Origin of the sequence: Neopusillimonas maritima (assembly GCF_003576595.1) — a bacterium.
In the GTDB taxonomy this organism is placed as follows: domain Bacteria; phylum Pseudomonadota; class Gammaproteobacteria; order Burkholderiales; family Burkholderiaceae_B; genus Neopusillimonas; species Neopusillimonas maritima.
Genome location: NZ_NQOU01000002.1, coordinates 258,711 through 279,305 on the forward strand (window position 1 = coordinate 258,711; position 20,595 = coordinate 279,305).

The 20,595-nt window shown below is 57.0% G+C and carries 26 protein-coding genes; 10 read left to right on the forward strand and 16 right to left on the reverse strand.

Annotated features, from left to right (window positions below; translation table 11 throughout):
• The first annotated feature begins 41 nt into the window (after nt 1–41).
• Entirely contained in the window at nt 42–1,304 is a 1,263-nt protein-coding gene (locus CJO09_RS06200; protein ID WP_119441596.1) for a flavin-dependent oxidoreductase, read from the forward strand.
• Nucleotides 1,305–1,335: 31 nt separating this feature from the next.
• On the opposite strand, the gene CJO09_RS06205 is transcribed toward CJO09_RS06200, so the two are convergent.
• Complete coding sequence (locus CJO09_RS06205; protein ID WP_119441597.1) at nt 1,336–1,803, reverse strand: host attachment protein; 468 nt, start codon at nt 1,801–1,803, stop codon at nt 1,336–1,338.
• Nucleotides 1,804–2,106: 303 nt separating this feature from the next.
• On the opposite strand from CJO09_RS06205, the gene CJO09_RS06210 reads away from it, so the two are divergent.
• Entirely contained in the window at nt 2,107–2,655 is a 549-nt protein-coding gene (locus CJO09_RS06210) for a DUF1003 domain-containing protein (RefSeq protein ID WP_119441598.1), read from the forward strand.
• Between the two features lie 85 nt (nt 2,656–2,740).
• Nucleotides 2,741–3,043 carry a monooxygenase gene (locus CJO09_RS06215; RefSeq protein WP_119441599.1) on the forward strand — a complete coding sequence of 101 codons (303 nt, stop codon included), beginning with the start codon at nt 2,741–2,743 and terminating at the stop codon, nt 3,041–3,043.
• Between the two features lie 105 nt (nt 3,044–3,148).
• On the opposite strand, the gene CJO09_RS06220 is transcribed toward CJO09_RS06215, so the two are convergent.
• Entirely contained in the window at nt 3,149–3,589 is a 441-nt protein-coding gene (locus CJO09_RS06220) for a cupin domain-containing protein (RefSeq protein ID WP_218961036.1), read from the reverse strand.
• Nucleotides 3,590–3,611: 22 nt separating this feature from the next.
• Nucleotides 3,612–3,902, reverse strand: a complete 291-nt coding sequence (locus CJO09_RS06225) for a YciI family protein (protein WP_119441601.1) — start codon at nt 3,900–3,902, stop codon at nt 3,612–3,614.
• A gap of 199 nt (nt 3,903–4,101) precedes the next feature.
• Between CJO09_RS06225 and CJO09_RS06230 the strand changes: the two genes are divergently transcribed.
• The 6 genes from CJO09_RS06230 (at nt 4,102) to CJO09_RS06255 (ending at nt 8,435) form a co-directional block, all read left to right on the forward strand.
• A complete protein-coding gene (locus CJO09_RS06230; protein WP_119441602.1) occupies nt 4,102–4,617 on the forward strand; it encodes a MarR family winged helix-turn-helix transcriptional regulator in 516 nt (171 codons plus the stop codon).
• Nucleotides 4,618–5,311: 694 nt separating this feature from the next.
• Entirely contained in the window at nt 5,312–5,824 is a 513-nt protein-coding gene (locus tag CJO09_RS06235; protein WP_119441603.1) for a hypothetical protein, read from the forward strand.
• A gap of 239 nt (nt 5,825–6,063) precedes the next feature.
• Complete coding sequence (locus CJO09_RS06240) at nt 6,064–6,570, forward strand: hypothetical protein (protein ID WP_119441604.1); 507 nt, start codon at nt 6,064–6,066, stop codon at nt 6,568–6,570.
• 241 nt (nt 6,571–6,811) lie between these two features.
• Nucleotides 6,812–7,504, forward strand: coding sequence for an HNH endonuclease (locus tag CJO09_RS06245; RefSeq protein WP_119441605.1), 693 nt, complete (start codon nt 6,812–6,814; stop codon nt 7,502–7,504).
• Nucleotides 7,501–8,142, forward strand: coding sequence for a purine nucleoside phosphorylase YfiH/LACC1 family protein (locus tag CJO09_RS06250; RefSeq protein WP_119441606.1), 642 nt, complete (start codon nt 7,501–7,503; stop codon nt 8,140–8,142). The genes CJO09_RS06245 and CJO09_RS06250 overlap by 4 nt, the downstream gene beginning before the upstream one ends.
• A 68-nt stretch (nt 8,143–8,210) precedes the next feature.
• A complete protein-coding gene (locus tag CJO09_RS06255; RefSeq protein WP_245961246.1) occupies nt 8,211–8,435 on the forward strand; it encodes a hypothetical protein in 225 nt (74 codons plus the stop codon).
• 127 nt (nt 8,436–8,562) lie between these two features.
• On the opposite strand, the gene CJO09_RS06260 is transcribed toward CJO09_RS06255, so the two are convergent.
• The 9 genes from CJO09_RS06260 to CJO09_RS06310 all read right to left on the reverse strand — a co-directional run bounded on the left by CJO09_RS06260 (nt 8,563) and on the right by CJO09_RS06310 (nt 15,916).
• Complete coding sequence (locus CJO09_RS06260; protein ID WP_119441608.1) at nt 8,563–11,535, reverse strand: Tn3 family transposase; 2,973 nt, start codon at nt 11,533–11,535, stop codon at nt 8,563–8,565.
• A gap of 2 nt (nt 11,536–11,537) precedes the next feature.
• Entirely contained in the window at nt 11,538–12,095 is a 558-nt protein-coding gene (locus CJO09_RS06265; protein WP_001162012.1) for a recombinase family protein, read from the reverse strand.
• Between the two features lie 129 nt (nt 12,096–12,224).
• The gene (locus tag CJO09_RS06275) at nt 12,225–12,437 is read right to left on the reverse strand and encodes a DUF3330 domain-containing protein (RefSeq protein WP_000993245.1); all 213 of its coding nucleotides are present in this window, start codon (nt 12,435–12,437) and stop codon (nt 12,225–12,227) included.
• 65 nt (nt 12,438–12,502) lie between these two features.
• A complete protein-coding gene (gene merE, locus CJO09_RS06285; RefSeq protein ID WP_001087807.1) occupies nt 12,503–12,739 on the reverse strand; it encodes a broad-spectrum mercury transporter MerE in 237 nt (78 codons plus the stop codon).
• Nucleotides 12,736–13,101, reverse strand: coding sequence for a mercury resistance co-regulator MerD (gene merD, locus CJO09_RS06290; RefSeq protein WP_001277463.1), 366 nt, complete (start codon nt 13,099–13,101; stop codon nt 12,736–12,738). Before merD ends, merE begins: the two co-directional genes overlap by 4 nt.
• A 17-nt stretch (nt 13,102–13,118) precedes the next feature.
• On the reverse strand, nt 13,119–14,801 hold the full coding sequence (merA, locus tag CJO09_RS06295) for a mercury(II) reductase (RefSeq protein WP_003055149.1): 1,683 nt from the start codon (nt 14,799–14,801) through the stop codon (nt 13,119–13,121).
• A gap of 38 nt (nt 14,802–14,839) precedes the next feature.
• Nucleotides 14,840–15,247 carry an organomercurial transporter MerC gene (merC, locus tag CJO09_RS06300; protein WP_000522993.1) on the reverse strand — a complete coding sequence of 136 codons (408 nt, stop codon included), beginning with the start codon at nt 15,245–15,247 and terminating at the stop codon, nt 14,840–14,842.
• Between the two features lie 27 nt (nt 15,248–15,274).
• The gene (gene merP / locus CJO09_RS06305) at nt 15,275–15,550 is read right to left on the reverse strand and encodes a mercury resistance system periplasmic binding protein MerP (protein WP_000732276.1); all 276 of its coding nucleotides are present in this window, start codon (nt 15,548–15,550) and stop codon (nt 15,275–15,277) included.
• Nucleotides 15,551–15,565: 15 nt separating this feature from the next.
• On the reverse strand, nt 15,566–15,916 hold the full coding sequence (locus CJO09_RS06310) for a mercuric transport protein MerT (protein ID WP_001294660.1): 351 nt from the start codon (nt 15,914–15,916) through the stop codon (nt 15,566–15,568).
• 71 nt (nt 15,917–15,987) lie between these two features.
• Between CJO09_RS06310 and merR the strand changes: the two genes are divergently transcribed.
• Nucleotides 15,988–16,443, forward strand: a complete 456-nt coding sequence (merR, locus tag CJO09_RS06315; RefSeq protein ID WP_001166628.1) for a mercury resistance transcriptional regulator MerR — start codon at nt 15,988–15,990, stop codon at nt 16,441–16,443.
• 741 nt (nt 16,444–17,184) lie between these two features.
• On the opposite strand, the gene CJO09_RS06325 is transcribed toward merR, so the two are convergent.
• Genes CJO09_RS06325 through CJO09_RS06340 form a run of 4 tightly spaced genes read right to left on the reverse strand, consistent with a single transcriptional unit; the run spans nt 17,185 to nt 20,540 of the window.
• Complete coding sequence (locus CJO09_RS06325) at nt 17,185–17,895, reverse strand: ABC transporter ATP-binding protein (RefSeq protein WP_119441610.1); 711 nt, start codon at nt 17,893–17,895, stop codon at nt 17,185–17,187.
• Nucleotides 17,892–18,638 carry an ABC transporter ATP-binding protein gene (locus tag CJO09_RS06330; RefSeq protein ID WP_119441611.1) on the reverse strand — a complete coding sequence of 249 codons (747 nt, stop codon included), beginning with the start codon at nt 18,636–18,638 and terminating at the stop codon, nt 17,892–17,894. The genes CJO09_RS06325 and CJO09_RS06330 overlap by 4 nt, the downstream gene beginning before the upstream one ends.
• A 10-nt stretch (nt 18,639–18,648) precedes the next feature.
• A complete protein-coding gene (locus tag CJO09_RS06335) occupies nt 18,649–19,647 on the reverse strand; it encodes a branched-chain amino acid ABC transporter permease (protein ID WP_119441612.1) in 999 nt (332 codons plus the stop codon).
• 14 nt (nt 19,648–19,661) lie between these two features.
• Nucleotides 19,662–20,540 (reverse strand): branched-chain amino acid ABC transporter permease, encoded by an 879-nt coding sequence (locus CJO09_RS06340; RefSeq protein ID WP_119441613.1) that lies wholly within the window; start codon nt 20,538–20,540, stop codon nt 19,662–19,664.
• Nucleotides 20,541–20,595: the final 55 nt, after the last annotated feature.

The following is a 20,595-nucleotide window of genomic DNA, read 5'->3' on the forward strand; positions in this document are numbered from 1 at the left end:
TCGTTAATAGCTATGGTTGGCCTTATCAAAGGAAGTGTCCGATGAAAGTCATTATCGTTGGAGCTGGGATCGGTGGATTATCGACAGCCCTCGCGCTGCATCGCCAAGGCGTAGATTGCGAAATTTATGAGAAGGTTCCGACCCTGTTGCAACAGGGCGTAGGCCTGATGCTGCTTCCACATGCATCCAAGGTAATGGAGGAACTGGGTGTATTGCCCGCACTGGATGAGGTAGGTGTGCGTATCGAGCACACTTATTTTCGTACGCGACATGGGCAAAATGTATGGGACGAGCCCCGCGGGCTGGCGGCAGGTTACGACGTGCCACAATTTGCTCTTCATCGCGGATACCTTCAGCGTGTTCTGGTAGATGCGGTCGAGGAACGCCTACCGGGCGCACTGCATCTTGATGCTGCATTCGAAAACGTGGAAGAGACCGCCGACGGGGTCGTTGCGCAATTCCGCCGTGCTGATGGCAGCATCATCAAAGCCAACGCAGACGCCTTGATCGGCGCAGACGGCATTCACTCTGCTGTAAGGCATCATTTCTACCCAGAAGAAGGTACGCCGCGCTGGAGCGGCCTGATGCTGTGGCGCGGCTCGGCGGAATGGCCCACCTTCCTGGACGGCCGTACTTACTTGAACACGGGAGGTATGGATGCCAAGTTTGTGTGCTACCCGATGGCATCGGGATCGAAACCCGGCATACAACTGACAAACTGGGCCACCGTCGTACGTCGGGCAGAGCCCGGCGGGCCGCCTCCTGCTCGCGAAGAATGGGATCGGCAAGCGCGCCTGGCCGACGTTCAAGAGCTTCTGAAAGTGTTTACGATTCCCGAAGTGGATATCGAAGCGCTGGTGGCCGCCACGCCCATGTTCTGGGAATTCCCCATGTGCGATCGCGACCCGCTCCCGCGCTGGAGTTTCGGCCGTGTCACACTGATGGGCGATGCAGCGCATTCCATGTATCCATTTGGCGCGAACGGCGCAGCGCAAGCCATTCTCGACAGCAAAGTGCTCTCGGAATGGTTAAGCAAGGAATCGTCTGTGGCCAAGGCGTTCAAAGGTTACGAAAACGAGCGCTTGCCGATCGTCAATGAAATTGTAGCGACCAACCGCAGCGGTGGACCCGAGCATGTCATCAACGCGGTAGAAAAGCTCTCTCCAGAACCTTTTAATGATCTTGAGGCCATTCTGCCGTTTGCCGAACGAAAAGCCATTGTGCATGGTTATGCCAAGCTGGCTGGATTTTCGAACGAACAAGTGGCGGCCGGATCCTCATCGGGTTCGGGGAAAACACACTAGCGCCACAATTAAACACAGTGCAACTGCGACTTCATGATTTACCCCCGGAAGATTGAATAGCACTGTCCACGCGCGACTTCAGCTCAGCCCCCGCAAAGCCAGTCAGATCTCCCACAGCACTGGCATGCAGCAATTTCTTGGCAGCCACGTCCAGACAAGATCGAAGCTCACCCAGCATAGGACTCGTAACAATTAACACTATAGATGTGCAAAGTTTCTGCGCAACGCCGTCATTAATATAGCTTGCAATTTGCCTGGCGAAAGCGGCGCGCTCTTTCGCATGCGTCTCTGTATGCGGTTCAAATTGCGTACCCGCATGAGCAGTGCGTCCATGCCCTTTACCTGCGGCTCCTGTTAAATCACCTTCACGGGCCTTATCAGAAAGACGTTGATGCCGATGAGTGAAATCAGCCAGTTGAGTAAGAGAGTGATTAGAGCCAGCACGCTCAAAACAATAAGCGCGTTCAGAATTAGCGATCAAAACCCAGGTCTTTTCCATTTTGGCTGACCCCGATGTGAATGGTTGTGTTTTCAGCAGGCCCCCTTTCTATGGCCCACACTTTGCATGACCACTGTAATCGCGAACCTTTCTTCCAAACACTTAGCTAATTGGCGTAATCCGCGCTAGAGCGATCAAACTCGGCTGGGACTTAGTAGCTACGATTTGTACCATCGACATCCGAGAAAGCTAGACCATTCTCCTTTTTCCCTTTCCAATATGGATACGCTGTCGTTCAAGGCATGGGAGCAGTCACCTTTCGGGCCAGGAAAGCATTGTCATTAAACTAAGGAGGCGATCAAAATGAAAACGGAACGCGAATTCGCTGAGCGATGGTTTGGCCGCAATGACGAGGCGCTTACAGATGCTCAACGACGAGTAATGAAAAGCACGGTCGAGCGACAACCGGTCACGCGAAACACCATTGAGGTTTACGAAGAGCACCTGACGTTTGGTGAAAAACTGTCGGACGTCATGGCAAGCATTGGCGGATCATGGCGCTTTATCATTGGATTCTGCGTCTTCCTGTGCCTATGGACTGTTGGGAATTTGTGGATGGGCACCAATGCTTATGATCCATACCCGTTTATTTTTCTTAATTTAGTGATGTCGATGCTGGCGGCCATCCAGGCGCCAATCATCATGATGGCTCAGAACCGTCAGTTACACCATGATCGCATCGATGCCGGCCATGACTACGAAATCAACCTGAAGGCGGAAATCGAGATCATGGCACTACACGATAAGCTTGACCAATTGCGAAACGATCAATTGGTTACGATTCTGAGCCGCATTGAAGCGTTAAGCGAAGACATCCGACGTATAGATCAGAGTCCGAGTAAGCGCGAATAGCGCTACCCATTACTAAAGCTACTTTTTCCGCTACCCATGCCATGCGATTCTCCTTAGAATAGGTGATAGCAAAAAGGAGCCACCCATGAAAATTCTGCAAGTCGACTTCCCCTCACCCGGCCCATTTGGCGCTGAAATGACTGAAATGATGCAAGGGCTGGCTGAAAGTATTGCCAAAGAACCCGGCCTGATCTGGAAACTTTGGACTGAAAACGCGGAAACCGGCGAAGCAGGTGGTATCTACTGCTTCGAGAACCTCGAAACCCTTAACGCCTACAAAGAAATGCATGCAGCACGGCTGGAAAAAATGGGCGTGCGCGACCTGCGCTTCAAAATTTTCGATGCAAATGTGGCGCTTTCCAAAATCGACCGCTTTCCGGGGTTGTGAGTACATCATATACCAAGTTCTCGCAGCCTTAAGCCCCTACGAACACCTTTCTTGGATAAGCGCTGCAGCGCCCGAGCCACCTAATCTTGAGAAGTTTAGGTCTGGTCAGCGACGTTTGATTTCTTCAATATCCTTATCGCGCAGGCCCTCCAACTCTGGGACCAGCGCCACATTCTCTTGTTCTGCCGCATCATTCCGTGAGGAAATGGCAGTAGCAGGTTCAGAGTCGGATAAGTTAAAGGCGATATGCGGCACACCTGGAGGAATAAAACAGAAGGTACCCGACTCTATCAGGCAGTAATCCTCTAATTGGGCGCCATGATAGAGCCCGATTCGGCCCGATATGCCATAAATAGCCGTTTCGAAATCGCGGTGATAATGCACTTTGGCTTTGCCACCGGGGCCAAAGGCTGTCAGGTTCATAGCGATGCCAGTGGAACCTGCGCTGTTCCCCGTAATTCCCACATACTGCGGAACACCCTGCACAGCGGCATCGGTGTTGTCAGAATGTAAGGTCACAACTTTTCGCATAGCGGTATTACTCACGGTTCATACTCCTAATTTAAGATTAGGCCTTGGCCGGAATCGGCGCGGCATTCCAAAAGAAAACTCGACGGTCTGGCCGAAGCCCCGCTAAACAATAAGGGTCGTTTTCAACCAGCTCGATAGCGTCGGCGGCAGTTTCAGCCTCGATGACCCAAAGCGTCCCGCAAAACGCGCCTCCTTCGGGGGGGCGAAGGCCGCCTGCCGAGGTGATGCGATCTGAATGCGCAGCCAAATACTCGAAATGCGCTCTCGTTAAATCAGGATCAAGGTCCGAAGGATTTAATGCATCGAAAAACATGGCGACAAACCGCATGGCTGTGTTCTCCTGTCACAAGTGCTAACGCCATAAGCGAAAGGATTAGCGACTTAACGACCGCTCCACCGCATAAAAAATCATTAACTTATTAACGAATAATATTATTGGAGCAAAGTTAATGCAATAGAATAAAACACCTGTATCCTCGCAGTTTTCGCCCAGAAAGTCGGTATCAATTCAACAAAACGGACCTTAAATGACCCACGCACCAAGCAAACCGCCGATTCTTACTTCGGCTGAAAGTTTCGGCCACAATATGCGGACCACGAACAGATTGCTTCAGCGTGAACTAAGCAAACGCGTGGCACGGCTTGGTTTAAGCATTGGTCAGTGGTACGCACTACGTACACTGTGGGAGAACGACGGGATCACCCAAATAGAACTCGCGCAAAAATCCGGTATTGCCGGACCAGCCATGGTCACTGCGGTGCGCAACCTATTGGCGATGGGGCTCGTTAAAAGAAAGCGCCCTACGGGCGACAAGCGCAAATACGTCATCAGCCTGACCGACGAAGGATGGGCGTTGCAAACCCCTGCACTCGCCAAAGCGGTGGAAGTCAATGAGTTGGCGCTCCAAGGCATCTCATCCAAAGACGTGGCAACCTGCCTGCGAGTGCTACGCACCGTGCAGGATAATCTGCTGCCGCTAGCGCAAGAGACGGACCCCGCCGCCGCTGAGGTTGATCGACTCATCAGCAATCCTACTGATTGAGCCGTCATCGATGGCATATCCCTGACCAGCCCGCCGCGCAATCGACGATCTGCACCTATTGCCTCCTAGCAGTGCTTTTAACGCTCACTGCATATCCATTAATATACATTTCATCATAATTTGTATATTAATAAATACACATATTTAACTAAATATCTGTGCATCAAACCAGCAACTCGCCCCAATTTATTCACCTTCAACCATTGCCTGCATTCTCGGCACTCCGGCAACAGCCGTTTCAAAAACATCATGCCAAGATTAAGTCTTTGCATTCGGATGCACTCATATTGCCCCGAAGAATATTGGCAGCGCCCAAACAGAAAGGCTCAAGCTGCGGCAGGGTAATGGGTTGGGTCATTGATTTGTATTGATGACGCTATAGGTTTGTGCTACAAAAAATAACATTCCACCTAACCGAAGGAAAGAGAAGGCTGAGTGGTTTAGAGATTGTGGTGGTTAGTGACAGCGAAAGGCGGAATTCGGCCACAAGCGGCCATTGAACATGCCGCTTCAAAGCAGACAAATCCTCGACAATTAGTACAATGGCGAAGGGTGTCCGCATTGCACCTATCGTACGGAGGCGTAACAACCCGATGAAACACGGAACTCCTGCTCTCAAAGCGCATGCAGCCTGTCCTGTGTTTCAGCTTATTGGACGCATTTGTCGTCTGCTTAACGTTAGCTTTCAACAGCCATGACACCTGACCAGCCTTCAATCGTTGTTGAGACCATGCAGCTTCTCCCTGTTATCACGGGCGCTTTACTCGCTGTTTTGGGTGGAGCGATTACGCAGTATCTTACTCATCTACTCTCCGGAAAACGCGAGCGCAAAAAGCTTCTGCGGGAGAAAGCTGAGGCCCTAGTCGAAATCTTGTATACGTACTCCAATTGGTTGAATGAACAGAATAGCAAGCTAGTTTTTTCCAAAGAACCCTACGATGTTCCTTCCCCATTAGATAGGGCTTGGATGATTCAGAGGCTTTACTTTCCCGAGCTAGAAAAGTCTCTTGCCCGTGTAATGGCCGCAGCAGTCCCAATGGTGCAATTCAATTTTGCCCAACGAATTGCTCAGCTAAAGGACTACAACTCCTGGGTCAAAACCTTTGATGTATCGCCTTACCAAGAAATGTATCGCCTGTATCTAGCAGAATTTGAGACCGCCCTCGCTGAGGTATCGAAGGTAGTCAAAACCCATGTTGAAAGCTAATCAGCCGCTCCAGAAGGACGTTACACTAGCAAGCTGGCTTAGCGGCCTGAGCTGGCACGTTTCTGAACGGTCGCTTTTCTAGCAGGCGAATTTCCGCTTAGGCTCGAACTGCGCCTGATCCAGACACGGCTCGAAGAGCTATCATGCGAACTGCATTAACGCATGAGCCGTGAAACAAGGGTAAACATGTTAGGCAAAAAGGCATCAATAAAGCCGAAGGATATCTGGGCTAGCCGCTTATGACATTAGATGATCCATCAGACTTTCATCTTTCACTCAGCGGCGGTGCCTATCGTTTGCTTCGCGACTCTTTGGTTACTAAGTTTGCGACGCCATTGAGCACTCGCGGCATTGCAAAGCTGTACACAGTCTCCGATGGCGATTTGCTTTTGTACGTCGGCATCTCTCAACAGCCCATGTCATCCCGCCTGAATTACGGCTTTCGTGCCGACGGGAAGTCCGGATATTACGGTTACAAATGGAAAGCCCACGAGGGCACTCTTCGTCTGTCTGTATGGACAGCCCAATCCAACGGAGAATACGTTCCACTGCGTGAACTGGAGAGCATAGAGGCTGAAGTCGCGTTCTTGTGCCGACAAGATTCAGGTCAATGGCCTGCGTTTCAGCACGAAATACACTTTTATCCATCAAGTCCATGGCACCGTGAAGCTGCTGCTAGGATTTATAGCCATGCTCTGCGCGGAAACACGGCTAGTTGTCAACACCTCGACAATCACGCGGCCTAAAGTCGACAACTTATGCTTGTTTCCGAACCAGCTCTTCGCTGACCGCTCCGCGTTGGCTACAGCCATTATCCATCGGCTGAAATCGGCCAGAAGTGGTCGCTCGATCCAAGGTTACCTCCTACTAAAATGGTGATGCATGTTTTCTTCGTCAGCTCTCGTCGTCAGAATGTGTCGTTATTGATCTATTTGGCATGTGCCTTCTACACCACTTCTAATCGCGCCGGCTTTTAGGCTCCCAACCATGGCAGATCGTAAACATATACCTACAGAAACGAAACTGCGGCTGTTTTCGGAGGCCGCAGGTCACTGCCAACGCCCCGAGTGCCTCCAGCCTCTTTTCCCTGCTGAAATGGGCGGAGACAAGCATATAGCCGAAATGGCTCATGTGATTCCGCACGGAGAAACGGGGCCGCGCCACGAAGAAAGGCCCGCCGGAGAGTTCGAGGCTGACTCCTTTGAAAACCTCATCTTGTTGTGCCCGACCTGCCATACGATCATCGACAAAGATCCCGACGGATATAGTCGGGGCACGTTGCTAGGTTGGAAAAGTGACCACCTTGCTGCCTTGGCACACAAGCAAGGAATTCGTGCCTACGATGAACGCGACCAAGTTAGAGACGCCGTGGTCGCCGCCATGGTCGAGAACAAGGCCGTATGGAAGGAGTTCGCGCCCTCCGATGGATCGAGCTTCGAATACGATCCGGAATCTGAAACGGCTAAGACATGGATACAGAGGATGCGAGGTGTCATTCTGCCTAACCATTTCCGCATCCTAGCCATCATCAAGGCAAACCGGCACCATATGACAGAAGCTGAGCGACAGACATTCGCCCGATACCAAGAACATGTTCGAGGTCTCTCAGAACGTCACGTTTGTGGTGTCGCCGGCGGTGCTATCCGATATCCCGAAGAAATGGATGGAATGTTCGCATGAACTGGCAGGTGAACTACGCGCTTAAAAACATTTGGGAAGCTCACGGAGCGGCGTCGGCCCAGCATCTCCGCGATGATGCTATCAGGATCATGATGCCTGACCGGGCCGACGTGGTTGCGGTTATCTCGGCCGCCTACACGATCAACGCCGAATTAGCGATGCAATACCATGCGGATTTTCCTGATATGGATTTCCTATGCGGATATCGAAAGGAGTGTGTGTGGGAAGGCGGTGCGATCAGATATTTAGAAAGCAGCCCAATAGGCTGGGGAAGCGCCGGAACACTCGGGTCCGCCATTTACAGAGGAGACGTAAAGACTTCTGCCCATAAGGACTACTTCTTCTCGTACCGCCTCATTAGGCAGATTAAATCCGTTACGAACCTCGATAGAGAGTTTGATCGCGTCTTCACAATGACGCTCGTCAGTGGGCGTACTTTCCGAGTAGGCATGATTATGGAGTACGAGCCGACAGCCGATGCCATTCGCACCTTCTGGGATCGGTTCGGCCCCATCGATATTGCTTGGAACATCAATCCCAACGGGAATCCCACGCAGAATGCCATAGAAGCAGGGAAAAGCCTTGGATGTGAGGTAATGAAGTGGGACCAGTTAAGAGTGCTGTTGCGGAACCGTTGATGACGGCAAGTGAAGTCGCAAGGTACCTACTTAAGTCCTGCGAGTCCTTGCGGGGGTTCGAATCTTTCATGTTTGGCTCTTCGCTGTTCGGTGTCGGCAGCGATTTTGACATTTTGATCATCGGTCCGTCTGGCGAACCTCTGTCCCGACTGAAGGCGGAATTAAGACTTGCGGGTAAGGAATTGCCGCTTGATGTTCTATATATGCTGCCAGCGGAGGCGGAGGAGACGGAATTTGTCAGGCGCGAAGAATGCATAGCTCTCGCGCAATTGGCCGACTCCGAAAAGCGCTGACTTCTGCTATACGGACGGGTACCAACCTGCTGCTTCTGATTGCTTAAACCTTATGAGCCGACTTGCGGACCCGTCGGCGGCGCTAGCTTAACCTGGGGTCGTCTCAGAAAACGGAAAATAAAGCACGCTAAGCCGGTGGCAGCGGTCGCAATGGCCTAAACTTCCCCGCACCGACCTTGGCGCTGCTGCGCCATAGGTAATCGCCGGTCAGGTTGATGTGCTCCCACCCCAGCGGCGACAGATATTGCAACAATGTGTCGTCCAGCGCCGTGCCGTTGCCACGCAAAGCACTGGTGGCACGCTCCAGATATACCGTGTTCCACAACACGATGGCCGCCGTCACCAGATTGAGGCCGCTGGCCCGGTAGCGCTGCTGCTCAAAACTGCGGTCGCGGATTTCACCCAATCGGTAGAAGAAGACCGCCCTGGCCAGCGCGTTGCGCGCCTCGCCCTTATTCAGCCCCGCATGGACGCGGCGGCGCAGCTCCACGCTTTGCAGCCAATCCAAAATGAACAGCGTGCGCTCGATGCGCCCCAGCTCGCGCAACGCCACGGCCAAGCCGTTCTGGCGCGGGTAGCTGCCGAGTTTGCGCAGCATCAGCGAAGCCGTTACCGTGCCTTGCTTGATGGAGGTGGCCAGCCGCAGAATTTCATCCCAATGGGCGCGTATTTGCTTGATGTTCAGCCTGTCGCTGCTAATCATCGGCTTGAGCGCGTCATAGGCGGCATCGCCCTTGGGGATGAATAGCTTGGTTTCGCCCAAGTCACGGATACGCGGCGCGAAGCGAAATCCCAGCAAATGCATCAAGCCAAACACGTGATCGGTGAAGCCTGCCGTGTCGGTGTAGTGTTCCTCGATGCGCAAGTCCGACTCGTGGTACAGCAGGCCATCAAGCACGTAAGTTGAATCACGAATGCCCACGTTGACCACCTTGGCACTGAAGGGCGCGTACTGGTCGGAGATATGGGTGTAGAAAGTCCGTCCTGGACTGCTTCCATACTTCGGGTTGATATGACCAGTGCTTTCTGCTTTGCTGCCGGTTCTGAAGTTCTGGCCGTCCGACGATGACGTGGTGCCGTCACCCCAGTTGCCGGCGAAGGGTTGCCGAAACTGCGCATTCACCAGCTCGGCCAGCGCCGTCGAATAGGTTTCATCGCGGATGTGCCAGGCTTGCAGCCAAGACAGCTTGGCGTAGGTGGTGCCAGGGCAGGACTCGGCCATTTTGGTCAGACCCAGGTTGATCGCGTCGGCCAGGATCGTCGTCAACAGCAAGGTTTTGTCCTTGGCCGTGTCGCTGGTCTTCAGGTGTGTGAAGTGGCGGGTGAAGCCCGTCCATTCATCGACCTCCATCAGCAACTCGGTGATTTTGAGGTGCGGCAGCAGCATAGCTGTCTGGTCGATCATGGCTTGCGCGGCGTCTGGTACTGCCGCGTCCAGCGGCGTGATCTTCAGGCCTGACGCGGTGGTGATGATGGCATCCGGTAAGTCGTTGGCCGCAGCCATGCGGTTGACTGTGGCGAGTTGCGCCTCCAACAATTCCAACCGGTCATGCAGGTATTGGTCGCAGTCGGTGGCCACTGCCAGCGGCAATTCGCTGGCCAGCTTCAAAGTGGCGAACTTCTCGACCGGCACCAGGTATTCGTCGAAGTCCTTGAACTGGCGAGAACCCTGCACCCAGACATCACCGGAGCGCAGCGCGTTCTTCAGCTCCGACAGGGCGCATAACTCGTAGTAACGCCGGTCGATGCCGTCGTCGGTCAGAACCAGCTTTGCCCAGCGCGGCTTGATGAATGCGGTTGGCGCATCGGCGGGCACCTTGCGCGCGCTGTCGCTGTTCATGCCGCGCAGCATGTCGATGGCATCGAGCACACCCTTGGCGGCGGGCGCAGCCCGCAATTTGAGCACGCCCAGGAACTGCGGCGCGTAGCGGCGTAGCGTGGCATAGCTTTCACCGATGTGGTGCAGGAAATCAAAGTCGGCAGGCCGCGCCAATGTTTGCGCTTCGGTGACGCTGGCGGCGAAGGTGTCCCAGGGCATAACGGCCTCGATGGCGGCGAACGGATCGCTGCCGCTTTGCTTGGCCTCAATCAACGCTTGACCGATGCGCCCATACATCCGCACCTTGTCGTTGATCGCCTTGCCGGAAGCCTGGAACTGCTGCTGATGCTTGTTCTTGACCGCGTTGAACAGCTTGCCGATGATGCGATCGTGAAGGTCGATGATTTCATCGGTGACGGTGGCCATGCCTTCGATGGCCAGCGCTACCAGCGTGGCATAGCGTCGTTGCACCTCGAACTTTGCCAGATCAGCAGGCGTCATCTGGCCACCTTCACGAGCGATTTTGAGCAGGCGGTTCTGGTGAACCTGCCGCTCGATGCCTGCGGGCAGATCAAGTGCTTGCCAGGATTTCAGGCGCTCAATATGTTCGAGCATGTGGCGAGAGTTCGGTTTGGCAGGCGACTGGCGCAGCCATGCCAGCCACGTCACTTTACTGCCGTCCTTGCGCTTGAGAAGTTCGTCCAGGCGCTGACGGTGGGGTGATAACAAAGAATCGGTCAGCGCCGCGTAAATGCGTCGGTTGGCACGGGTGATGGCCTCGGCGCTTGCGCGCTCGATGGCATTCATGGCGGGCAGGATAATGCTCTGCCGCCGCAGATTCTCGACAAGTGCGCTCGCCAGCACGATGCCTTTGTCGGTCTGCAAGGCCAGCTCGGTCAATGTATGCACGGCTTGCCGATAGTGGCTCATGGTGAAGGGCTTGAACCCAAAAACCGTTTGCAGCTCGACCAAGTGCTCCCGCCGTGTCTGTTCGCGCTGGCCGTACTCGCTCCAACTTTCCACTGGCATCTTGAGTTGCGCGGCCACCATGCGCAACAGGGGCGGAAACGGAGGCTCATCGACGCCCAAAAAGGTGCCAGGGAATCGCAAGTAGCAAAGCTGCACAGCGAAGCCCAATCGATTCGCGGCGCCGCGACGCTGACGGATCACCGACAGGTCGGTTTCGTTGAACGTGTAGTGCCGTATCAGTTCGTCTTTGGCATCTGGCAGTGCCAGCAGGCTTTCGCGCTCGGTGGCGGACAGGATTGAGCGGCGTGGCATGGTCAGTCTTCCCGCAGGTACTGGTACAAGGTTTCGCGGCTGATGCCGAAGTCACGGGCCACCAAGGTTTTTTGGTCGCCTGCCGCAACTCGCCGTTTCAACTCGGCAATTTGTTCGCTGTTCAGCGATTTCTTTCGTCCCCGGTAGGCACCGCGCTGCTTGGCCAGCACGATTCCCTCGCGCTGACGTTCCCGGATCAGGGCGCGCTCGAACTCAGCGAAGGCTCCCATGACCGACAGCATCAGATTGGCCATCGGTGAGTCCTCGCCGGTGAACTTCAGCCCTTCTTTGACGAACTCCATGCGCACGCCCCGTTGTGTCAGCCCTTGGACGATGCGGCGCAGGTCATCAAGGTTGCGTGCCAGCCTGTCCATGCTATGCACCACCACGGTGTCGCCCTCGCGGACGAAGGCCAGCAGCCTTTCCAGCTCGGGACGCTGGGTGTCCTTGCCAGAAGCCTTGTCGGTGAACACCCGCGCCACCTGAACACCCTCCAATTGCCGTTCCGGGTTCTGGTCGAAGCTGCTGACGCGGACATAGCCGATGCGTTGACCTTGCAAGATGCCTCCAAAGGCAAAAGTGTCAGGATGAAATCTATTACCTTTGACGGAATATGTCAATCAATAGGAAATTTAACTCTATTCTGACATCGTTTGCACATGGCATCTGACATCAAGTTAGGGTATGCCTCAATCTGACGGCTGCGAACCGCCAGGGACAGGCGCAATGTCAGATTCTGTCGCGGCCTTGGCGCGTGCCTGGAAGCGTTCATAGCAATCCAGCCCGCAGAAATGTTCGACGTATTCCGCGCCTTCCGGGGTGAAGGCGGCATCGAGCGGAATTTCTTTGCAGCATACGCAGCAGGTGGTGCAACTGGCAGTGTTCGGGGCGTTTGCGTTCATGGTGGTACTCCTCCAGATTGGTAGCGAAGCTCAAAGCTGCCCACTCTCGGCTGGCTGGGAAGCGGTCATGATCTTCCCTTGAAGGCCCGCAGCAGCCGCGTCACAGACAGGACAAACAAGCCGGTCAGCGTGAGGGCTGCAATACCCCAGTGCTCCCCGATGAACGCGCCGGCCGTCGTGCCGGCTAGCACAATGGCGAGAATCGGCAAATGGCAGGGACAGGTGAGCACGGCCAGCGCGCCCCACAAGTAGCCGGTGATCGGTTTGTGCGTCTCAGACGGCAAGTGCTCTGGGCTGTTCATGGCAGACTCTCCGCGTGCTGTGCCGGTTCGGTTGGCATGGCGGCCAGTTGCATTTCGAGGCTGGCCAGGGCCTCGCGCCGACGCTCGACGAGTTGCCGCAACACGGCAAGCTGCGCAGACGCACCGTCACCGTCCGCAGCATCCAGCGCCCGGCACAGCCGCGCCAGTGCGTCCAGGCCGATACCCGCTTCGAAGGCAGCCCGTACAAAGCGCAGCCGTTGCAACGCGGTGTCATCGAACAAGCCGTAGCCGCCCGTGGTGCACGCGACCGGCCGTAGCAATCCGCGCAGCAGGTAGTCGCGCACGATATGCACGCTCACCCCGGCATCAAGGGCCAGCCGGGACACTGTGTAGGCGCTCATTGAACACCTCCTTTTCCTCATCCGGCGCAGCACGAAAGCTGCTTCACGTCCTTGCTGAAGGTCTGCGCCGCGAGCTTCAGCCCTTCGACCATGGTCAGGTAGGGGAACAATTGGTCGGCCAGTTCCTGCACGGTCATACGGTTGCGAATGGCGAGCACCGCCGTCTGGATCAGTTCACCCGCTTCCGGGGCCACCGCTTGCACGCCGATGAGCCGTCCGCTACCTTCCTCGATGACCAGCTTGATGAAGCCGCGTGTGTCGAAGTTGGCAAGCGCACGCGGCACGTTGTCCAAGGTCAAGGTGCGACTGTCGGTCTCGATCCCGTCGTGATGTGCTTCCGCCTCGCTGTAGCCCACGGTGGCGACCTGCGGGTCGGTGAACACCACGGCCGGCATTGCGGTCAGGTCCAGGGCCGCATCGCCGCCAGTCATGTTGATCGCAGCACGGGTGCCGGCCGCTGCCGCCACATAGACGAACTGAGGCTGGTCGGTGCAGTCGCCAGCCGCATAAATGTGTGGCGTACTGGTGCGCATGCCCTTGTCGATGACGATGGCCCCCTGCGCATTGGCAGCGACTCCCGCCGCTTCCAATGCCAGGCTGCGCGTGTTCGGTGCCCTGCCAGTGGCGACCAGCAGCTGGTCGGCGCGTATTTCACCGTACCCGGTGGTCAGCACGAATTCGCCGTCCACATGCGCGACCTGGCTGGCTTGCGTGTGTTCCAATACCTTGATCCCTTCGGCACGGAACGCGGCTGTAACGGCCTCGCCGATGGCCGGGTCTTCGCGGAAGAACAGCGTGCTGCGTGCCAGGATCGTCACTTTGCTGCCCAGCCGGGCAAAGGCTTGCGCCAGTTCCAGCGCCACCACAGACGAGCCGATCACGGCCAGGCGCTCGGGAATGGTGTCGCTGACCAGGGCCTCGGTGGAAGTCCAGTAGGGTGACTCTTTCAGGCCCGGAATCGGCGGCACGGCCGGGCTGGCACCCGTGGCGACCAGGCAGCGGTCGAACGCCACCACACGCTCGCCGCCATCGTTTAAACGGACGGCAAGGCTCTGGTCGTCCTTGAAACGCGCTTCACCATGCAGCACGGTGATGGCCGGGTTGCTGTCCAGGATGCCTTCGTACTTGGCGTGGCGCAGCTCATCGACGCGCGCCTGCTGCTGGGCCAGTAGTTTGCTGCGATCAATCGCAGGCACAGTCGCCGCGATGCCACTGTCGAATGGGCTTTCACGGCGCAAATGGGCGATATGGGCAGCGCGGATCATGATCTTGGACGGCACGCAGCCGACATTGACGCAAGTACCGCCGATGGTGCCGCGCTCGATCAGCGTGACGTTCGCACCTTGCTCGACGGCCTTCAGCGCCGCCGCCATCGCGGCTCCGCCGCTGCCAATAACGGCGACGTGCAGTCCGTCCCCATCACCACCAGCCTTGTCGCCACCGCCCAGCCATCCCAGCGCCTTGCCAAGCAGTCTGCCCCGCGCTGAAGTGGATGGGGCATCGGCGGGTGTGGCCTTGTAGCCGAGGCCGGCCACAGCGGCGGTCAGCGCCTCTGGCGAGGTGCCGGGATCGGTGGCGAGTTGCGCGGAGCCTTTCGGGTAGGACACGAGCGCCGACAGCACGCCCGGCACTTTCTCCAGGGCGTCCTTGACATGTGTCGCGCACGAGTCGCAGGTCATTCCGGTGATATTCAAATACATTGCATCGTTCCTTTTCGTTTCGGCAACTGCCAATGCAGTTAGCCGTGTTTGGGTGGTAGTTCGCAGCGGCGGTTGGCCGGTGAGAGCAGATCCCAGATCGACACCCCGATCATCAAGGCCAGACCGACATAGAGGAGGTTCGCCGTCCACCAATTGCCAAAAAACAAGAGCATGGCCGCCAGCACGATGGCTGGGCCGACCATCCCGAGCAGGCTGCGGTACCATTGCCGATGACTCAGCCAGCCCAGTGCATTCGCCAGCAAAGCCACGACTGCGAACAGCGGCAGCAGCTTGGAGATAAACAACCCTTCGTATTCCTGTAGAAAGCCAAGGCCGATGGCCGCGCCCAGGCTGGCGATAGCCGGGAAACAGGCAGCGCATCCCATCGCGGAAACAACGCTGCCAAGCGCGCCAGCCTTGTCGGCAATGCGTGTAATCAGTCCCATGATCGCCCCAGGTTCGGGTTCAGTGGCTCACTGCTTGACGCTGGACGGATAGCCCGCGTCTCCGGTTGCCTTGGTCAGCTTCTGCACGCTGGTCTTGGCATCATCGAACGTGACAACCGCTTCGCGTGTCTCGAAGGTCACGTCAATTTTGCTGACGCCTTCGACCTTGGAAATCGCCTTCTTGACGGTGATCGGGCAGGTGGAGCAGGTCATGCCCGGTACGGACAGCGTGACGGTCTGGGTGGCGGCCCACACGGGGGCAACAACGGCAGCGAGGGCGAGGGCGGCAAACAGTTTTTTCATGATGAACTCCTGTGATTAATAGAAAAATGGCATGACGTAGGGAAATCCGAGCGCGACCAGGACCAGCGCGGCCACGATCCAGAAAATGAGCTTGTAAGTAGCTCGCACTTGGGGAATCGCGCAGACCTCACCCGGTTTGCAGGCTTGCGCCGGGCGGTAGATGCGCCGCCAGGCGAAAAACAGCGCGACCAGCGCTGCGCCGATGAAGATCGGGCGATAGGGTTCCAGCACCGTCAGGTTGCCGATCCATGCCCCGCTGAACCCCAAGGCGATCAAAACCAGCGGCCCCAGGCAGCAGGCCGACGCAAGAATGGCGGCCAGCCCACCGGCGAAGAGCGCGCCGCGCCCGTTTTGTGGTTCAGACATACGCTTGTCCTTTCAAATTTGGTTTGGATAGCTTAAGCTTACTTCCGTAGTTATGTACGGAGTCAAGCGATATGCAAATTAATTTTGAGAATCTGACCATTGGCGTTTTTGCCAAGGCGGCCGGGGTCAATGTGGAGACCATCCGGTTCTACCAGCGCAAGGGCCTGCTGCCGGAGCCAGACAAGCCCTATGGCAGCATTCGCCGCTATGGCGAGGCGGATGTAACACGAGTGCGGTTCGTGAAATCGGCCCAGCGGCTGGGCTTTAGCCTGGACGAAATCGCCGAGCTACTGCGGCTGGAGGATGGCACCCATTGCGAGGAAGCCAGCGGCCTGGCCGAGCACAAGCTCAAGGATGTGCGCGAGAAGATGGCCGACTTGGCACGCATGGAGGCCGTGCTGTCTGAACTGGTGTGCGCCTGCCATGCGCGGAAAGGGAACGTTTCCTGCCCGCTGATTGCGTCACTGCAAGACGGAACGAAGCTCGCTGCATCGGCGCGGGGGAGTCACGGGGTGACTACACCTTAGCGTGCTTTATTTTCCGAATTCTGAGACGACCCCAACCTCGTGTGCCGTTGAACGCCGACATCATCTGCCCCTGACGTGAAACATTTGAATGCCCGCTATGGGTCGCAAACAGACAATGTCTATTCCTTATCGCCCGTCAAAGACAGTATCTATACTCCTGGCTTCCAGTAAGTATGCAGCTTCCCTGACAATGACGACAAGGGATATATGTTGGTGAGCGGCACCCAAGTCGATGTCGCGGTGTTTAATTCCGCGGGCTTTGAGCACGCCGCCGGCCGGGCGTTGCACGGGGAAATCAGGGAGCGGCTGTTTGAGCGGGCAACGCCCGCGAGTTCCGCGACCGCCCCGTGCGGCGTTCGGACGGCGGGAAGCCCCGAAGGGGTCGTGCGATCGCCCGCGTAATTAAACACCGCGACATCGACGCCCCCCTGAAGCGTGGAAATAAAGTCTGTCGATTTTTGCTCTACCAACTGACACTTCGGAAAATTGACGCACAGTCTGTCGCCCTGTACCAATTTGGTGACACCTTAATGTGAAATTGAACGAAAGTCCGTCGACCGCTCAAGGGGACCTGATCGTGAAGCAGACATTGAACGCCATTGGAGCTCGATGAGGTCGCAGTAATGGGCCTCTTACATCCCCCGCATCCCCACTGAGCAGGATTTCAGTGGGTCCTTACAGCCATGGGCTGACAGCGAGCAGCTGGAAGCGGCATACAGCTCGACTTTAGGAGCACAGTGACTACACCCCCAGGTACCGCGTCAGCAACTCGGCCTGGCTAGACAGCGTGGCGCTATCACGCTGCTCGACCACCTTGCCTTTTTCCAGCACGATGCAGCGATCGGTGTGCGCCAATACCTTGCGGTAGTTGCGGTCGACGATTAGGGTTGCCACCCCGGTTTCACGAATGGATTCGATAATGCGCCAGATCTCGGCAATAATGAGCGGCGCCAGCCCTTCGGTTGCCTCGTCCAGAATGAGCACGTCGGGGTTGGTCATTAAGGCGCGACCAATAGCCAGCATCTGTTGTTCGCCGCCCGAAAGCTGCTGCCCCCCGTGGCCCAGTCTTTCGGTGAGCCGGGGGAAGGTTTCCAGCACGCGCTCGTAAGACCAGTCTTTGCGTCCTTTGTAGCCGGGGCGGGCCGCCACGAGCAGGTTTTCGCGCACATCAAGGTTGGGGAAGATGCCGCGCCCTTCGGGCACATATGCCACCCCAAGGCGAGCCACCTGGTGGGGCTGGGTGCGGGTGTTGTCCCGGCCCCGAATCACAATTTTGCCCTGTGCGGGTGGAAGGTGGCCCATGACCGTGCGGATCAGCGTGGTTTTGCCCATGCCGTTGCGGCCCAGCAGCCCGATGGACTCGCCGGCCTCGATGCGCATGTCTATACCATGCAGGATGTGGCTGGCGCCGTAGTAAGTATGCAGCCCAGAGGCTTCGATCAGCGCGCTCATTCGTCGTCTCCGAGATAGGCGGTTTGCACCAGTGGATCGGCCTTGATGCCGGCCGGATCGCCATGCGCGATGACGGCGCCGTTAACCATCACGGTGATCTCGTCCGAGATGCGGAACACGGCATCCATGTCGTGCTCTACCAGAAGGATGGCGTGCTGGGCCTTGAGCGAGTCGAGCAGGTTCAGCATGCGGTCGGTTTCTTCTGAACCCATGCCGGCCAAAGGCTCGTCCAGCAACAGCACCGCGGGGTGCGTGGACAGGCTCATGGCAATTTCCAGTTGGCGCTTGCCCCCATGCGAGAGCAGCCCCGCGACCTGGTTGCTGAAGCCCGACAGGCCGGCCAGTTCCAGCGCGCGATCGGCGGCCTCGTTGCTTTGCTTGCAACGGCTGGAAGGCAGCCAGCTCCAGAAGTGCTGATGGTTGGCCTGGGCGGTCAGGCGGCAGTTTTCGTGCACGGTCAGCGAAGGAAAAATCGTGGTGCGCTGATAGCTGCGCCCCATGCCTGCGCGCGCGCGACGGGGCTGCGGCCAGGTGGTGATGTTTTCCTGGTTCATGAAAATGGTGCCTTCGTTGGGCGCCAATTCGCCCGCCAGCACGCTGACAAGAGTGGATTTGCCGGCGCCGTTGGTGCCGATCACGGCGTGCACGGCGCCGCGCTTGAGTTCAAGCGAGACGTTGTCGATGGCGGTCAGGCCGCCGAAACGGCGTGTGATGTTCTTGGCCGAGAGTAATGTTTGCGTCATGGTACTGCCTTTACTGGGCCGAAGCCGGCACGATGGACTTGGCGCGACGACGGTTGCGCAGCTGTTCTGGAAGCCCTGCCAAGCCTTGGGGCAGCACAGCGACCAGGGCGATAATGGCCAGGCCGAAGGTTAGATGCCAGCGGCTGGCAAAATCGCCAAATAGCGCGTGCGATTGAAAGACCTCTTGCAACAGCGTCAGCGCGATGGCGCCGAGAATGGCGCCCCACAGGCGGCCCATGCCACCCAGAATAACCATTAGCAGCACCAGACCCGATTGCTCCCAGGCCAGCAGCTCGGGGTTGACGTAGCCGTCTTTGGCCGCGTACAAAAACCCCGCCACGCCGGCCAGGCCGCAGCCGATGACATAGGCCGTAAGCTTGTACTTGAAGGTGGAAAACCCGGCCGCACGCATGCGCTGTTCGTTCACGCGGATGCCGGTAAGCGCGGCGCCAAAGCGCGAGCGCATCAGCAGCGACAGGAACAGCCAGGTAAGCAGCATGCAGGCCAGCGTGAACACATAGAACACGAACTGGTCGTCGATATTCAGCACGACCCAGTCGCCCAGGCGGATTTCAGGACGGAAATACAAATAGATGCCGTCAGTGCCGCCGCCCAGCGCGGTATCGTGGAATACGTAGTAGGCCATCTGCGCGAACGCCAGCGTGACCATAATGAAATACACCCCCTTGGTGCGCAGTGCCAGCGCGCCGGTCACGGCCGCATACACCATGGTGGCGACCACAGCGCCGGGCAGCAGCCACAGCATATTGCCCGCGCCCGACTCGGGCGACAGCAGGGTGACGAAGTACGCGGCAATGCCGAAGAAGGCGGAATGGCCCAGACTGACCAAGCCTGTGCATCCCACCAGCAACTGCAGGCTTAGCGCGAACAGAGCGTAGATCATGATCTTGATGACCAGGCTCAGATAGTAGGTGGAGGCGAATGAGGGCAAGGCCAGCACCACCGCCAGCAGCACCAGCAACAAAATGGCACGAAGAACGAAACGCATGCGTGGAGCCTTGATTAGTGTTTGAAGAGCCCTTCGGGCTTGAACAGTAGGATGGCGGCCATTAACAGGTACACCATGACGCCGGCGGCGGCTGGGAAGAACACTTGCCCGAACGTATCGACAAAGCCCACCAACATGGCGGCCAGGAAGGCGCCCTTGATTGAGCCGATGCCCCCGATGACCACCACCACGAAGCAGATAATAATTACCGCATTGCCCATGCCGGGATATACCGACGACACGGGGGCGGCGATGGCTCCGGCAAATGCTGCCAACGCTACGCCGATGGCGAACACGATGCGAAACAGCCGATTGATGTCAATGCCCAAGGAGTTGATCATTTCGCGGTTGCTGGCGCCGGCGCGAATCATCATGCCCAGGCGGGTTCGGGTAAGGACCCAGAACATCAGCAAGCCCACAACAATACACATTGCCGAGATGAACAAGCGGTACACCGGATAGGTCATGACGTCGCCCAACTGGACGGAACCGGCCAGCCAGGAAGGCACCGGCACGCCATGCACGTCGTTGCCCACAATGATGCTGCGAAGTTCCTCAAAGACCAGGATGAGCCCGTAGGTCATGAGCACTTGCTGCAAGTGCTCGCGGTTGTACAGGTAGCTGTAAAAGGCCCATTCAAGAAAATAGCCCAATAGGGTGGCCAGCAGCACGCACACCAGTACGGTCACGACGAAGCCGCCGCCCAAGTACTGTGCTACGACGGGCTGCAAGGCAAAGGCCATGTAGGCCCCGATCATGTAGAAGGCGCCATGAGCAAGGTTGATAATGCCCATGATGCCGAAAATGAGGGTCAGGCCGCTGGCGACCAGAAAAAGCAACAAACCGTATTGCACGGCGTTAAGGCACTGGATCAGGAAGATGGCCGGGTCCACGAGGATTCCTTTTATTCAACGGAACATCCGGTACGCGCAACAGACGCGCGCACCG

What these genes read in the sequence shown, in the direction of transcription:
- CJO09_RS06200 (WP_119441596.1), top strand. Translation starts at nt 42, where the DNA reads ATGAAAGTCATTATCGTTGGAGCTGGGATCGGTGGATTATCGACAGCC.
- CJO09_RS06205 (WP_119441597.1), bottom strand. Translation starts at nt 1,803, where the DNA reads ATGGAAAAGACCTGGGTTTTGATCGCTAATTCTGAACGCGCTTATTGT.
- CJO09_RS06210 (WP_119441598.1), top strand. Translation starts at nt 2,107, where the DNA reads ATGAAAACGGAACGCGAATTCGCTGAGCGATGGTTTGGCCGCAATGAC.
- CJO09_RS06215 (WP_119441599.1), top strand. Translation starts at nt 2,741, where the DNA reads ATGAAAATTCTGCAAGTCGACTTCCCCTCACCCGGCCCATTTGGCGCT.
- CJO09_RS06225 (WP_119441601.1), bottom strand. Translation starts at nt 3,902, where the DNA reads ATGCGGTTTGTCGCCATGTTTTTCGATGCATTAAATCCTTCGGACCTT.
- CJO09_RS06230 (WP_119441602.1), top strand. Translation starts at nt 4,102, where the DNA reads ATGACCCACGCACCAAGCAAACCGCCGATTCTTACTTCGGCTGAAAGT.
- CJO09_RS06235 (WP_119441603.1), top strand. Translation starts at nt 5,312, where the DNA reads ATGACACCTGACCAGCCTTCAATCGTTGTTGAGACCATGCAGCTTCTC.
- CJO09_RS06240 (WP_119441604.1), top strand. Translation starts at nt 6,064, where the DNA reads ATGACATTAGATGATCCATCAGACTTTCATCTTTCACTCAGCGGCGGT.
- CJO09_RS06245 (WP_119441605.1), top strand. Translation starts at nt 6,812, where the DNA reads ATGGCAGATCGTAAACATATACCTACAGAAACGAAACTGCGGCTGTTT.
- CJO09_RS06250 (WP_119441606.1), top strand. Translation starts at nt 7,501, where the DNA reads ATGAACTGGCAGGTGAACTACGCGCTTAAAAACATTTGGGAAGCTCAC.
- CJO09_RS06255 (WP_245961246.1), top strand. Translation starts at nt 8,211, where the DNA reads ATGTTTGGCTCTTCGCTGTTCGGTGTCGGCAGCGATTTTGACATTTTG.
- CJO09_RS06260 (WP_119441608.1), bottom strand. Translation starts at nt 11,535, where the DNA reads ATGCCACGCCGCTCAATCCTGTCCGCCACCGAGCGCGAAAGCCTGCTG.
- CJO09_RS06275 (WP_000993245.1), bottom strand. Translation starts at nt 12,437, where the DNA reads ATGAACGCAAACGCCCCGAACACTGCCAGTTGCACCACCTGCTGCGTA.
- merE (WP_001087807.1), bottom strand. Translation starts at nt 12,739, where the DNA reads ATGAACAGCCCAGAGCACTTGCCGTCTGAGACGCACAAACCGATCACC.
- merD (WP_001277463.1), bottom strand. Translation starts at nt 13,101, where the DNA reads ATGAGCGCCTACACAGTGTCCCGGCTGGCCCTTGATGCCGGGGTGAGC.
- merA (WP_003055149.1), bottom strand. Translation starts at nt 14,801, where the DNA reads ATGTATTTGAATATCACCGGAATGACCTGCGACTCGTGCGCGACACAT.
- merC (WP_000522993.1), bottom strand. Translation starts at nt 15,247, where the DNA reads ATGGGACTGATTACACGCATTGCCGACAAGGCTGGCGCGCTTGGCAGC.
- merP (WP_000732276.1), bottom strand. Translation starts at nt 15,550, where the DNA reads ATGAAAAAACTGTTTGCCGCCCTCGCCCTCGCTGCCGTTGTTGCCCCC.
- CJO09_RS06310 (WP_001294660.1), bottom strand. Translation starts at nt 15,916, where the DNA reads ATGTCTGAACCACAAAACGGGCGCGGCGCGCTCTTCGCCGGTGGGCTG.
- merR (WP_001166628.1), top strand. Translation starts at nt 15,988, where the DNA reads ATGCAAATTAATTTTGAGAATCTGACCATTGGCGTTTTTGCCAAGGCG.
- CJO09_RS06325 (WP_119441610.1), bottom strand. Translation starts at nt 17,895, where the DNA reads ATGAGCGCGCTGATCGAAGCCTCTGGGCTGCATACTTACTACGGCGCC.
- CJO09_RS06330 (WP_119441611.1), bottom strand. Translation starts at nt 18,638, where the DNA reads ATGACGCAAACATTACTCTCGGCCAAGAACATCACACGCCGTTTCGGC.
- CJO09_RS06335 (WP_119441612.1), bottom strand. Translation starts at nt 19,647, where the DNA reads ATGCGTTTCGTTCTTCGTGCCATTTTGTTGCTGGTGCTGCTGGCGGTG.